13 protein-coding genes and 1 tRNA gene are annotated in these 13,419 nt (G+C 52.7%); 10 read left to right on the plus strand and 4 right to left on the minus strand.

Going from position 1 to position 13,419, the window contains the following annotated elements; translation table 11 throughout:
* The first annotated feature begins 13 nt into the window (after positions 1-13).
* A complete protein-coding gene (gene plsY / locus FEK66_RS15150) occupies positions 14-631 on the plus strand; it encodes a glycerol-3-phosphate 1-O-acyltransferase PlsY (protein WP_130210442.1) in 618 nt (205 codons plus the stop codon).
* A 12-nt stretch (positions 632-643) separates the two neighbouring features.
* Here plsY and ttdR read toward each other — a convergent pair whose 3' ends face one another.
* Entirely contained in the window at positions 644-1,576 is a 933-nt protein-coding gene (gene ttdR, locus FEK66_RS15155) for an L-tartrate utilization transcriptional activator TtdR (protein ID WP_130260137.1), read from the minus strand.
* Between the two features lie 206 nt (positions 1,577-1,782).
* Here ttdR and ttdA point away from each other — a divergent pair, with 206 nt between their 5' ends.
* From ttdA to ttdT, 3 genes are read left to right on the plus strand one after another with little or no spacing between them, the layout of a single operon-like run.
* The gene (ttdA, locus tag FEK66_RS15160) at positions 1,783-2,694 is read left to right on the plus strand and encodes a L(+)-tartrate dehydratase subunit alpha (protein ID WP_130210438.1); all 912 of its coding nucleotides are present in this window, start codon (positions 1,783-1,785) and stop codon (positions 2,692-2,694) included.
* Complete coding sequence (gene ttdB / locus FEK66_RS15165; protein ID WP_021559517.1) at positions 2,691-3,296, plus strand: L(+)-tartrate dehydratase subunit beta; 606 nt, start codon at positions 2,691-2,693, stop codon at positions 3,294-3,296. Before ttdA ends, ttdB begins: the two co-directional genes overlap by 4 nt.
* A gap of 48 nt (positions 3,297-3,344) precedes the next feature.
* Complete coding sequence (ttdT, locus tag FEK66_RS15170; RefSeq protein WP_135495177.1) at positions 3,345-4,808, plus strand: L-tartrate/succinate antiporter; 1,464 nt, start codon at positions 3,345-3,347, stop codon at positions 4,806-4,808.
* Positions 4,809-4,850: 42 nt separating this feature from the next.
* Here the strand turns inward: ttdT and tsaD are convergent, their stop codons facing one another.
* Positions 4,851-5,864 carry a tRNA (adenosine(37)-N6)-threonylcarbamoyltransferase complex transferase subunit TsaD gene (gene tsaD / locus FEK66_RS15175; RefSeq protein WP_001264352.1) on the minus strand — a complete coding sequence of 338 codons (1,014 nt, stop codon included), beginning with the start codon at positions 5,862-5,864 and terminating at the stop codon, positions 4,851-4,853.
* A 237-nt stretch (positions 5,865-6,101) separates the two neighbouring features.
* On the opposite strand from tsaD, the gene rpsU reads away from it, so the two are divergent.
* From rpsU to FEK66_RS15195, 4 genes are all read left to right on the plus strand, one after another.
* Positions 6,102-6,317, plus strand: a complete 216-nt coding sequence (gene rpsU, locus FEK66_RS15180; RefSeq protein ID WP_001144069.1) for a 30S ribosomal protein S21 — start codon at positions 6,102-6,104, stop codon at positions 6,315-6,317.
* A 110-nt stretch (positions 6,318-6,427) separates the two neighbouring features.
* Complete coding sequence (dnaG, locus tag FEK66_RS15185) at positions 6,428-8,173, plus strand: DNA primase (RefSeq protein WP_000918827.1); 1,746 nt, start codon at positions 6,428-6,430, stop codon at positions 8,171-8,173.
* Positions 8,174-8,367: 194 nt separating this feature from the next.
* Positions 8,368-10,209 carry an RNA polymerase sigma factor RpoD gene (rpoD, locus tag FEK66_RS15190; RefSeq protein ID WP_064529606.1) on the plus strand — a complete coding sequence of 614 codons (1,842 nt, stop codon included), beginning with the start codon at positions 8,368-8,370 and terminating at the stop codon, positions 10,207-10,209.
* Positions 10,210-10,267: 58 nt separating this feature from the next.
* Positions 10,268-10,828 (plus strand): NADAR family protein, encoded by a 561-nt coding sequence (locus tag FEK66_RS15195; RefSeq protein WP_135410475.1) that lies wholly within the window; start codon positions 10,268-10,270, stop codon positions 10,826-10,828.
* A gap of 56 nt (positions 10,829-10,884) precedes the next feature.
* Here FEK66_RS15195 and mug read toward each other — a convergent pair whose 3' ends face one another.
* Positions 10,885-11,391: a G/U mismatch-specific DNA glycosylase gene (gene mug / locus FEK66_RS15200; RefSeq protein WP_135495178.1), complete on the minus strand. Its 507-nt coding sequence runs from the start codon at positions 11,389-11,391 to the stop codon at positions 10,885-10,887.
* A 125-nt stretch (positions 11,392-11,516) separates the two neighbouring features.
* Between mug and FEK66_RS15205 the strand changes: the two genes are divergently transcribed.
* Positions 11,517-11,592 (plus strand) — tRNA-Ile (locus tag FEK66_RS15205).
* 53 nt (positions 11,593-11,645) lie between these two features.
* Here FEK66_RS15205 and nfeF read toward each other — a convergent pair.
* Positions 11,646-12,410, minus strand: coding sequence for an NADPH-dependent ferric chelate reductase NfeF (nfeF, locus tag FEK66_RS15210; protein ID WP_131160935.1), 765 nt, complete (start codon positions 12,408-12,410; stop codon positions 11,646-11,648).
* Between the two features lie 276 nt (positions 12,411-12,686).
* Here nfeF and nfeR point away from each other — a divergent pair, with 276 nt between their 5' ends.
* A complete protein-coding gene (nfeR, locus tag FEK66_RS15220) occupies positions 12,687-13,304 on the plus strand; it encodes a DNA-binding transcriptional regulator NfeR (RefSeq protein ID WP_130260140.1) in 618 nt (205 codons plus the stop codon).
* Positions 13,305-13,419 lie beyond the last annotated feature (115 nt).

Consider the following 13,419-nt stretch of genomic DNA (forward strand, 5'->3'; position numbering starts at 1 on the left):
AACGGAACAGCTTATGAGTGCAATCGCGCCTGGAATGATCCTCATCGCGTACCTCTGCGGCTCCATTTCCAGTGCCATTCTGGTTTGCCGCCTTTGTGGCTTGCCCGACCCGCGAACCAGCGGCTCCGGTAATCCTGGCGCGACCAACGTTTTACGCATGGGTGGCAAAGGAGCAGCCGTAGCAGTGCTGATCTTTGACGTTCTAAAAGGTATGTTGCCTGTCTGGGGAGCATATGAATTAGGCGTCAGCCCATTTTGGCTGGGATTAATTGCGATTGCCGCCTGTCTTGGACACATCTGGCCCGTTTTCTTCGGTTTTAAAGGGGGAAAAGGCGTTGCCACCGCTTTTGGCGCTATTGCTCCGATCGGCTGGGATTTAACGGGCGTGATGGCGGGGACCTGGCTGCTTACCGTGCTATTGAGTGGATATTCGTCGCTGGGGGCGATTGTCAGCGCGCTGATTGCTCCGTTTTATGTCTGGTGGTTCAAGCCTCAATTCACCTTCCCGGTTTCGATGCTCTCTTGCCTGATCCTGCTGCGTCATCATGACAACATCCAGCGTCTGTGGCGTCACCAGGAGACAAAAATCTGGACGAAATTCAAAAGAAAGCGTGAAAAAGATCCCGAGTGATTTATGACGAGCCTACATAACCTGATAGCCCTCGTCAGGTTTACCCAGCCGTTGCTGGCACCACGCCGCCAAAAATTCCACGCAGACACGTAATTTCATGCTGCGATAGAGCGGCTCCCGGTAAACAGCCCAGATATTGGCGCTTTGTGCATACTCCGGCAATACTCGCACCAGTTTGCCACTCTCCAGAAACGGCAAAACATCCCACTCGGAACGCAGCATAATCCCTTTGCCCTCCAGCGCCCATTGCAGCACAATCTCGCCGCTGTTGGAGGAAAGATGCCCACTAACCTTCACCGACTTTTTCTCCTGGCCGTTCCCTAACTCCCATATTCCGTGGGTCATGTCACGCTCTTTAGTCACCAGACAGTCATGGCGACTTAATTCCTGTAATGATTGTGGCGGGGAATATTTTTTCAGATACTCAGGTGCGGCGCATAATATTCTTTTATTTTTCGTTAACAGATGCGCGATATAATAATCAGGAATGTCATCATTAATACGAATATCAAGATCAATATTATCCTGCACTAAATCAATTTGCCGATCGAACAATTCAAAATGCACCTGTAATTCAGGGTAATTGCGCATCAGTTCGGTAATGGCTGGCGCAATATAACTGCGCCCAAAGCCAAAGCTGCAACCAATACGAATCATCCCCTCCGGGCGCGTTTTGATTTGCGTGACGTCATCGACCAGTCGCTGATATTGGGTGAGGATTTCCAGCGCATGTTCGTAACAACGTTGGCCACTTTCAGTCAGTGCCACGCCTCGGGCAGAGCGGTTCAGCAGTGTGGTTGCCAGCGTATTTTCAAGGATTTGGATCCGCTTGGTGACAAATGCAGGCGTTTGCCCAAGCGTTGCCGCAGCGGCGCTAAAACTCCCGCTATGGACGATTTCCACCAGTACCTGCAAGTCTTTGGCTAAAGGCCAGCTATTTAGCATTGTTAAATATCCGCAGTTTTGATAAACGCAGTGTATTTCGCAAAACATTGCCATTCCCTGCTCTGGCGCAATATTCGTTCTTATTTTCGTGTTGATTAACGAACTGTTAATTACATATTCACGGCGGCAAAAAATATAAAACCACATTTTTAGTGGTAGTTTGTGACGGTGAATTTTTCCAGACAAATACAGAAACTGGAGTTGCCATGATGAGCGAAAGTAATAAGCAACAGGCAGTGAATAAGCTGACGGATATTGTCGCTAACTTTACCGCTATGATATCTACCCGGATGCCTGATGACGTGGTGGATAAACTAAAACAGCTAAAGGATGCCGAAACATCGTCGATGGGAAAAATCATCTACCACACGATGTTCGACAACATGCAAAAAGCGATCGACCTGAATCGTCCTGCCTGTCAGGACACCGGGGAGATTATGTTCTTCGTTAAAGTCGGTTCCCGTTTCCCGCTGCTTGGCGAGCTGCGAAGCATTCTTAAGCAAGCTGTGGAAGAAGCAACCGTCAAAGCGCCACTGCGCCACAACGCGGTGGAAATTTTTGACGAAGTGAACACCGGCAAAAATACCGGCAGCGGCGTACCGTGGGTTACCTGGGACATCATTCCCGACGGTGACGATGCGGAAATCGAAGTTTACATGGCTGGCGGCGGCTGCACACTGCCTGGTCGCTCGAAAGTATTAATGCCTTCGGAAGGCTACGAAGGCGTAGTGAAATTCGTCTTTGAAAATATCTCTACTCTCGCTGTAAACGCCTGTCCGCCAGTACTGGTAGGCGTGGGCATCGCCACCTCAGTGGAAACCGCCGCCGTGCTCTCGCGTAAAGCCATTTTGCGCCCGATTGGCAGCCGCCATCCTAATCCAAAAGCGGCAGAGCTGGAGGTACGCCTGGAAGAAGGACTCAACCGTCTGGGGATTGGTCCACAAGGGCTGACTGGCAACAGTTCAGTGATGGGCGTACATATCGAATCTGCCGCCCGCCATCCGTCAACCATCGGCGTTGCTGTTTCTACAGGCTGCTGGGCGCATCGTCGCGGCACACTGCTGGTTCATGCCGATCTCACCTTTGAAAATCTGTCTCACACCCGGAGCGCGTTATGAAAAAGATCCTGACAACCCCGATCAAAGCTGAAGATCTGCAAGATATTCGCGTCGGCGATGTGATCTACCTGACCGGTACACTGGTGACCTGCCGTGACGTTTGTCACCGCCGCTTGATCGAACTGAAACGTCCGATCCCTTACGATCTCAACGGCAAAGCGATTTTCCACGCTGGCCCCATCGTGCGCAAAAACGGCGACAAATGGGAGATGGTGTCCGTTGGCCCGACAACCAGTATGCGTATGGAAAGTTTTGAACGTGAGTTTATCGAGCAGACCGGCGTGAAACTGGTGGTTGGCAAAGGCGGAATGGGGCCGCTGACCGAAGAGGGCTGTCAGAAATTCAAGGCGCTGCATGTGATTTTCCCGGCTGGCTGCGCGGTGCTGGCAGCAACTCAGGTGGAAGAAATTGAAGAGGTGCACTGGACAGAACTCGGGATGCCGGAGTCGTTGTGGGTCTGCCGGGTCAAAGAGTTCGGCCCGCTGATTGTCTCTATAGATACCCACGGAAACAACCTGATAGCCGAAAACAAAAAGCTGTTCGCCGAACGCCGCGAGCCCATCGTGGAAGAGATCTGCGAGCACGTCCATTACATCAAATAACCCTCACGGAGAGGCTCGCCCCCTCTCCTTTTTCGCAGGCATAACACGATGAAACCTTCCACTGAATGGTGGCGATACCTTGCGCCGCTGGCGGTCATCGCCATTATTGCTCTAATTCCGGTTCCCGCAGGGCTGGAGAGTCATACCTGGCTCTACTTTGCCGTTTTTACTGGCGTGATCGTTGGGCTGATCCTCGAACCCGTGCCGGGTGCCGTGGTGGCGATGGTGGGTATCTCCATCATCGCCATTCTCTCTCCCTGGCTGCTGTTCAGCCCGGAGCAGCTCGCCCAGCCAGGTTTTAAATTCACCGCCAAATCTCTTTCCTGGGCGGTTTCTGGTTTTTCTAATTCGGTTATCTGGCTGATTTTCGCCGCCTTTATGTTTGGCACTGGCTATGAAAAAACCGGTCTTGGACGTCGCATCGCGCTGATTCTGGTGAAAAAGATGGGGCATCGCACATTGTTTCTCGGCTATGCGGTGATGTTCTCCGAGCTGATCCTGGCACCTGTAACACCGTCCAACTCGGCGCGCGGTGCGGGGATTATCTATCCCATCATCCGTAACCTGCCGCCGCTCTATCAATCACAGCCGAACGACAGCAGTTCGCGCAGTATTGGCTCGTACATCATGTGGATGGGGATTGTTGCCGACTGCGTGACCAGCGCCATTTTCCTGACGGCGATGGCACCAAACTTGCTGTTAATTGGACTGATGAAAAGCGCATCTCACGCCACGCTGAGTTGGGGCGACTGGGTCCTCGGGATGTTGCCGCTCAGTATTTTACTGGTTCTGCTGGTTCCCTGGCTGGCTTACGTACTGTACCCGCCGGTATTGAAGTCTGGCGATCAGGTGCCGCGCTGGGCAGAGACGGAACTGCAGGCAATGGGCCCGCTCTGTTCGCGTGAAAAACGGATGCTGGGGCTGATGGTGGGCGCGCTGGTGCTGTGGATTTTTGGCGGTGATTATATCGATGCCGCGATGGTCGGTTACAGCGTAGTGGCACTGATGCTGCTTCTGCGCATTATCTGCTGGGACGATATTGTCAGTAATAAAGCGGCGTGGAACGTTTTCTTCTGGCTGGCTTCGCTTATCACCCTCGCTACCGGACTCAACAACACCGGTTTTATTAGCTGGTTTGGCAAACTGTTAGCAGGCAGCTTAAACGGTTATTCGCCGACGATGGTGATGGTGGCGTTGATTGTGGTCTTTTATCTGCTACGCTACTTTTTTGCCAGCGCCACGGCGTATACCTCCGCCCTCGCACCGATGATGATTGCCGCCGCGCTGGCGATGCCGGGAATCCCGCTGCCGGTGTTCTGCCTGATGGTTGGCGCGGCAATTGGTCTGGGGAGCATTCTTACGCCATACGCCACCGGACCCAGCCCGATTTACTACGGTAGTGGTTATCTGCCAACGGTGGATTACTGGCGACTGGGGGCGATTTTTGGGCTGATATTCCTCGTGTTGCTGGTGATTACCGGCTTGCTGTGGATGCCCGTTGTGTTGCTTTAAGAAAGGAAGGTGCCGGAAGAGACTATCCGGCACCTGATAGTTTTACGCAGCCGGTAACTCCGCCAGCGGCCAGCGCGGGCGCACGCTAACGCCGAGATCCGCCGTCGCGCCTGCTTTAAACCGCACCATTCCGGCATAGGCGATCATCGCGCCGTTATCAGTACAAAATTCTGGACGCGCGTAGAACACTTCTCCACGGCGTTTTTTCATCATTTCCGCCAGTTTCGCCCGCAGCGTGCGGTTAGCACTCACGCCGCCTGCCATTACCAGTCGCTTAAAGCCCGTCTGATCCAGTGCTCGCTTACACTTAATCATCAGCGTATCGACCACCGCATCTTCAAAGGCGCGGGCGATATCAGCACGCGTCTGGTCGTCGGTGCCGTTGTCACGAATCGTGTTCGCGGCGAAGGTTTTCAGGCCAGAGAAGCTGAAATCCAGCCCCGGACGGTCGGTCATCGGGCGCGGGAAGACAAAGCGCCCGGCAGTACCCTGAGCCGCCATTTTCGACAGCAGCGGCCCGCCAGGATAATCCAGCCCCAGCAGCTTTGCAGTTTTATCAAACGCTTCACCAGCAGCATCATCGATAGACTCACCGAGCAGCTCGTACTGACCAATGCCAGTCACGCTGATTAACTGCGTATGACCGCCGGAAACCAGTAGCGCCACAAACGGAAATTCCGGTGGGTTATCTTCCAGCATCGGCGCTAACAGATGTCCTTCCATATGGTGTACCGGGATCGCCGGAACGTCCCAGGCAAACGCCAGAGAACGCCCCACGGTCGCGCCAACCAGCAGCGCGCCGACTAATCCAGGACCTGCGGTATAGGCCACAGCGTCAATGTCTTTTGCCGTTAAACCAGACTCCTTCAGCGCTGCCTGGATCAACGGTACGGTTTTACGCACGTGATCGCGGGAAGCCAGTTCAGGCACGACGCCGCCGTAGTCAGCGTGCAATTTCACCTGACTATACAATTGGTTGGCTAACAAACCTTTTTCATCGTCGTAAATGGCGATGCCAGTTTCATCGCAGGAAGTTTCAATACCCAGTACACGCATGACTTGTTTTACCTCGCTTTATTACCGCGCAGTGTAGGACCAATGCGGGTTGATGTAAAACTTTGTTCGCCCCTGGATAAAGCCTCGTGTATACTCCCCACCCTTATAAAAGTCCCTTTCAAAAGAGGCCGCGGTGCTTTACAAAGCAGCAGCAATTGCAGTAAAATTCCGCACCATTTTGAAATAAGCTGGCGTTGATGCCAGCGGCAAACCGAATTAATCAAAGGTGAGAGGCACATGCCGGTAATTAAAGTACGTGAAAACGAGCCGTTCGACGTAGCTCTGCGTCGCTTCAAGCGTTCCTGTGAAAAAGCAGGTGTTCTGGCGGAAGTTCGTCGTCGTGAGTTCTATGAAAAACCGACTACCGAACGTAAGCGCGCTAAAGCTTCTGCAGTGAAACGTCACGCGAAGAAACTGGCTCGCGAAAACGCACGCCGCACTCGTCTGTACTAATTCCCCGAGAGCGTTGCTCTCCGATCAGACCGAGTTGTAGTTGTAAGGCCGTGCTTCCGAAAGGAATGCGCGGCTTATTTTCGTTTATGAATTGCTAAAAATCGGGGCCTATGGCTGGACGAATCCCACGCGTATTCATTAATGATCTGCTGGCACGCACCGACATCGTCGATCTGATCGATGCCCGTGTGAAGCTGAAAAAGCAGGGCAAGAATTTCCACGCGTGTTGTCCATTCCACAACGAGAAAACCCCGTCATTCACCGTTAACGGTGAGAAACAGTTTTACCACTGCTTTGGATGTGGCGCGCACGGCAACGCGATCGACTTCCTGATGAACTACGACAAGCTCGAATTCGTCGAAACGGTCGAAGAGCTGGCGGCAATGCACAATCTTGAAGTGCCATTTGAAGCAGGCAGCGGCCCCAGCCAGATCGAGCGCCATCAACGGCAAACGCTTTATCAGTTGATGGACGGTCTGAATACGTTTTACCAACAATCTTTACAGCAACCTGTTGCCACGTCTGCGCGCCAGTATCTGGAAAAACGCGGATTAAGCCACGAGGTTATCGCCCGCTTTGCGATTGGTTTTGCGCCCCCCGGCTGGGACAACGTCCTGAAACGGTTTGGTGGCAATCCAGAAAATCGTCAGTCATTGATTGATGCGGGTATGTTGGTCACTAACGATCAGGGTCGCAGTTACGATCGTTTCCGCGAGCGGGTGATGTTCCCCATTCGCGATAAACGCGGTCGGGTGATTGGGTTTGGCGGGCGCGTGCTGGGCAACGATACCCCCAAATACCTGAACTCGCCGGAAACTGATATTTTCCATAAAGGCCGCCAGCTTTACGGTCTTTATGAAGCGCAGCAGGATAACGCTGAACCCAATCGTCTGCTTGTGGTCGAAGGCTATATGGACGTAGTTGCGCTGGCGCAATACGGCATTAATTACGCCGTTGCGTCGCTGGGTACGTCAACCACTGCCGATCACATACAGCTGTTGTTCCGCGCAACCAACAATGTCATTTGCTGTTATGACGGCGACCGCGCAGGTCGCGATGCCGCCTGGCGAGCGCTGGAAACGGCGCTGCCTTACATGACAGACGGTCGTCAGCTACGTTTTATGTTTTTGCCTGATGGCGAGGACCCTGACACGCTGGTGCGCAAAGAAGGTAAAGAGGCGTTTGAAGCGCGGATGGAGCAGGCGATGCCGCTCTCCGCATTTCTCTTTAACAGCCTGATGCCGCAAGTTGATCTGAGCACCCCAGACGGGCGCGCGCGTTTGAGTACGCTGGCACTGCCATTGATATCGCAGGTGCCGGGCGAAACGCTGCGAATATATCTTCGTCAGGAATTAGGCAATAAGTTAGGCATACTTGATGACAGCCAGCTTGAACGATTAATGCCAAAAGCGGCAGAGAGCGGCGTTTCTCGTCCTGTTCCGCAGCTAAAACGCACGACCATGCGTATACTTATAGGGTTGCTGGTGCAAAATCCAGAATTAGCGACGTTGGTCCCGCCGCTTGAGAATCTGGATGAAAATAAGCTCCCTGGACTTGGCTTATTCAGAGAACTGGTCAACACTTGTCTCTCTCAGCCAGGTCTGACCACCGGGCAACTTTTAGAGCACTATCGTGGTACAAATAATGCTGCCACCCTTGAAAAACTGTCGATGTGGGACGATATAGCAGATAAGAATATTGCTGAGCAAACCTTCACCGACTCACTCAACCATATGTTTGATTCGCTGCTTGAACTGCGTCAAGAAGAGTTAATCGCTCGTGAGCGCACGCATGGTTTAAGCAACGAAGAACGCCTGGAACTCTGGACATTGAACCAGGAACTGGCGAAAAAGTGATTTAACGGCTTAAGTGCCGAATAGCGATCGGGAAGCCCCCGACAGCCGCACTGAGAGGCAGCGGCAAATATATAAGTACGCCCTCGTAATTATCGTTGGCGGTAAACAGCCGTTGGATTTCAGCGTTAACACCTGAAGGACATCGGGTCAATCGCCCAACACCAACCTCATGAAATAAGTGTGGATACCGTCTTATGGAGCAAAACCCGCAGTCACAGCTGAAACTTCTTGTCACCCGTGGTAAGGAGCAAGGCTATCTGACCTATGCCGAGGTCAATGACCATCTGCCGGAAGATATCGTCGATTCAGATCAGATCGAAGACATCATCCAAATGATCAACGACATGGGCATTCAGGTGATGGAAGAAGCACCGGATGCCGATGATCTGATGCTGGCTGAAAACACCGCGGACGAAGATGCTGCCGAAGCCGCCGCGCAGGTGCTTTCCAGCGTGGAATCTGAAATCGGGCGCACGACTGACCCGGTACGCATGTACATGCGTGAAATGGGCACCGTTGAACTGTTGACCCGCGAAGGCGAAATTGACATCGCTAAACGTATTGAAGACGGGATCAACCAGGTTCAATGCTCCGTTGCTGAATACCCGGAAGCGATCACCTATCTGCTGGAACAGTACGATCGTGTGGAAGCAGAAGAAGCGCGTCTGTCCGATCTGATCACCGGCTTTGTTGACCCGAACGCAGAAGAAGATCTGGCACCAACCGCCACTCACGTCGGCTCTGAGCTTTCCCAGGAAGATCTGGACGATGACGAAGATGAAGACGAAGAAGATGGTGACGACGATACCGCCGACGATGACAACAGCATCGACCCGGAACTGGCTCGTGAAAAATTTGCGGAACTGCGCGCTCAGTACGTTGTAACGCGTGACACCATCAAAGCGAAAGGCCGTAGCCATGCAGCCGCTCAGGAAGAGATCCTGAAACTGTCTGAAGTGTTCAAACAGTTCCGCCTGGTGCCGAAGCAGTTTGACTACCTGGTCAACAGCATGCGCGTCATGATGGACCGCGTTCGTACGCAAGAACGTCTGATCATGAAGCTCTGCGTTGAGCAGTGCAAAATGCCGAAGAAAAACTTCATCACCCTGTTTACCGGCAATGAAACCAGCGATACCTGGTTCAATGCGGCAATTGCGATGAACAAGCCGTGGTCGGAAAAACTGCACGATGTCTCTGAAGAAGTACATCGCGCCCTGCAGAAACTGCAACAGATTGAAGAAGAAACCGGCCTGACCATCGAGCAGGTTAAAGATATCAACCGTCGCATGTCCATCGGTGAAGCGAAAGCCCGCCGTGCGAAGAAAGAGATGGTTGAAGCAAACTTACGTCTGGTTATTTCTATCGCCAAGAAATACACCAACCGTGGTTTGCAGTTCCTTGACCTGATTCAGGAAGGTAACATCGGCCTGATGAAAGCGGTTGATAAGTTCGAATACCGCCGTGGTTACAAGTTCTCCACCTACGCAACCTGGTGGATCCGTCAGGCGATCACCCGCTCTATCGCGGATCAGGCGCGCACCATTCGTATTCCGGTGCATATGATTGAGACTATCAACAAGCTCAACCGTATTTCTCGCCAGATGCTGCAAGAGATGGGCCGCGAGCCGACGCCGGAAGAACTGGCTGAACGTATGCTGATGCCGGAAGATAAGATCCGCAAAGTGCTGAAGATCGCCAAAGAGCCAATCTCCATGGAAACGCCGATCGGTGATGATGAAGATTCGCATCTGGGGGATTTCATCGAGGATACCACCCTCGAGCTACCGCTGGATTCTGCGACCACCGAAAGCCTGCGTGCGGCAACACACGACGTGCTGGCTGGCCTGACCGCGCGTGAAGCGAAAGTTCTGCGTATGCGTTTTGGTATCGACATGAACACCGACCATACGCTGGAAGAAGTGGGTAAACAGTTCGACGTTACCCGCGAACGTATCCGTCAGATCGAAGCGAAGGCGCTGCGTAAACTGCGTCACCCGAGCCGTTCTGAAGTACTGCGTAGCTTCCTGGACGATTAATTGTAAAGATGTGCATAAGCCCTCCATCGTGAGGGCTTTTTTTTAAGGAAATCTGGCAATGCAGCAAGGATACTACTCTCTCCCCGCCCTTATTTCCGCTCTCGATGCCGGGAAAAAAGTGAAATACCTGTGGTTCTGGGGCCATCAACCTGCCGCGAATCACGTTACCGCCTCTTGCTTTAGCCAATGGTGGCAGGGTTCGCCTTTTACCTATGATGGTATAACCTATGCCACCGCAGAACACTGGATGATGGCGGGAAAAGCGCGGCTGTTTAATGACAGTAAAACACTTGCCAGAATTCTGGCGGCGGCGACTCCGGCAGAAGCCAAAAAGCTGGGACGACAGGTGACAAACTTTGACGAGCAACGCTGGCAAGCTTGCTGCTTTGATCTGGTCTGCGAAGGGAACTACCATAAATTTAGCCAACATTCGGCATTAAAAACATTCCTGCTGAATACGCAGCCTCGCATTCTGGTTGAAGCCAGCCCGGTGGATAAAATCTGGGGGATTGGCCTTGCAAAAGATCATCCCCATGCCGGTGTGCCATCTCACTGGAAGGGGAAAAATCTGCTGGGATTTGCGCTTATGGTAGTCAGAGACCGTTTGGCGGAAGAATAAGCCAGTAGCGGTGAGGAGCGGTGCCTGGCCCGCTCATAACTTCGTTACACTGTACTTCACAAGCCCCGCACCACCAGTGCCTGATCCAGTTCCCGATACGCCTCCACCAGCTCTTCCAGAGAAACTCGACTTAAACCGCTGGGATTTGGCAGTACCCAGATCTGCGTCGAACCAATAGTGAGCGTTTGTTTCCCCCACTGTGCGCCACGCTGGCTGAATCCCTGCTCATAGGCCTGTTTGCCCAAAATCGCCAACGCCTGAGGCTGATAATCTTCAATTTTTTCAATCAACTTACGCCCGCCTGCGTGCAGCTCCTGCTTTGAAACTTCATTGGCTTGCACTGTTGGACGGTCTACCAGTTTGGTGACGCCACAACGATAATCCAGCAGATGCTGTGCCTCCTGCGGCTTCAACTGTCTGTCAGTAAACCCGGCCTGATAAATCACCTTCCAGAAACGGTTCGCCGGATGAGCAAAAGGAAAGCCAGTATCCGCAGATGAAAGCCCCGGATTGATGCCGCAAAACACCACGCGCAACCCTGGTGCAATAATATCTTCAACCATATTAACCCCTGAACAACACAACCTGGGGAAAGTATAACGAATTGAAAACACATTGTTTATAAAAACAGCAGGCGCGCGGTAATGGCTGGATTGCGACACGGAGTTACTTTATAATCCGCTACCATGGCCCCTTAGCTCAGTGGTTAGAGCAGGCGACTCATAATCGCTTGGTCGCTGGTTCAAGTCCAGCAGGGGCCACCAAATACAGTAAAGGCTGACGAGAAATCGTCAGCCTTTTTCTTTTCATATATCAGTTACTTCGCGTGCCAGTAAGCCGCTGCGCGTACCCGTTGAGGGTCATACTGTTCCGCTTCAAAGCGACGGCTTAAATTCTTCACCACCTTCCCTTCACCGGTTATCCAGATGAAGTAATCATCGGCAGGGATTTGCATCTGCGCCAGACGCGCATCTACCGCCTGCTCATCATGCGCCAACCATTCGATATTAAAACCATCAAGGTGCGCGAGATAATCCTGACAGGCGTTATCCCGCACGCTGACCAGCGCGGTAACGTGCGGTTTAGCAGCAAGTTTGCTCAACGTTTCCAGGCGGCGGCGTAGTGCGGGCATCCCGGACTCATCGCAAACATACAGCTGATACGCGTAATCTTCCGGCACCACCAGCGAACCACGCGGTCCTGCCACCGTGAGTTTATCACCCGGTTGCGCCTGCATCGCCCAGCCGCTGGCGACCCCACCGTCGTGAATAAAGAAATCGATCGCCAGTTCATGGCGTTGTTCGTCATACAGCGGCGTATAGTCACGCGACGGTGGGCGTGGTCCTTCCGGCCAGACGATCCCCTCTTCCGTTACTGTTGGCGGCACAAAGTGAGCGTCAGATTGAGGAAAGAAGAGTTTGCTGTGATCGTCAAAGCCGCGCGACGTAAAGCCGTCCAGCGCCTCGCCGCCGAGGACAATGCGCTGAAAACCGGCGCTAATGCGCTCAACGCGTAACACAGTCAGTTCACGGAAGCGCAGATCATTGCGAACGCGCTGCGGGTAGCGGGGGGAGTTATTCATTGTTATCGCCTTCGTGATGGTAATCAGATATATCTAAATAAATTTCGCAAATGATAATGATTGTTAATCATGATAAATGCAAGCGATTTGTAGAACTGATATATCTGAAGTATGTGAAGGCATTCAGCGCCATAGCAAGGCTGCCGGATGCGGCGTGAACGCCTTATCCGGCCTGGATGTTGAGTACATCTGCGTTTAAAAATCATTTTTACACTTGCAAGAACTCTCACATCAGATATAAATTAGATATATCTAATTAAGCAAAAGGAGGCTGATATGAGCCATCATCACGAAGGGTGTTGTAAACATGAAGGCCAGCCACGCCATGAAGGCTGCTGCAAAGGTGAGAAGTCAGAGCACGAGCACTGCGGACACGGTCACCAGCATGAACACGGTCAATGCTGCGGGGGGCGTCGCGGCGGCGGTCGTCGGCAACGTTTCTTTGGTCACGGTGAATTGCGTCTGGTGATTCTGGATATTCTCTCGCGCGATGACAGCCACGGTTACGAGTTGATTAAAGCGATTGAGAATCTGACCCAGGGGAATTACACCCCAAGCCCAGGCGTCATCTACCCGACGCTGGATTTTCTGCAGGAGCAGTCACTGATTACCATCCGCGAAGAGGAAGGTGGTAAGAAGCAGATTGCGCTGACCGAACAGGGCGCGCAGTGGCTGGAAGAAAACCGCGAACAGGTGGAGATGATTGAAGAACGCATCAAAGCACGTTGCGTTGGCGCGGCGCTGCGCCAGAACCCGCAAATGAAGCGAGCGCTGGATAATTTTAAAGCGGTGCTGGATTTACGCGTCAATCAGAGCGACATCAGCGACGCGCAGATAAAAAAGATCATTGCGGTGATCGACCGCGCCGCTTTTGATATTACGCAACTGGATTAATCACCGATTGCCGGATGCGGCGTGAACGCCTTATCCAGCCTACGCGCCCGTAGGCCTGATAAGATGCGCCAGCATCGCATCAGGCATCGTGCTTCAACCGCCGGATGCGGCATAC

Origin of the sequence: Escherichia sp. E1130 (genome assembly GCF_005781065.1) — a bacterium.
Taxonomy (GTDB): domain Bacteria; phylum Pseudomonadota; class Gammaproteobacteria; order Enterobacterales; family Enterobacteriaceae; genus Escherichia.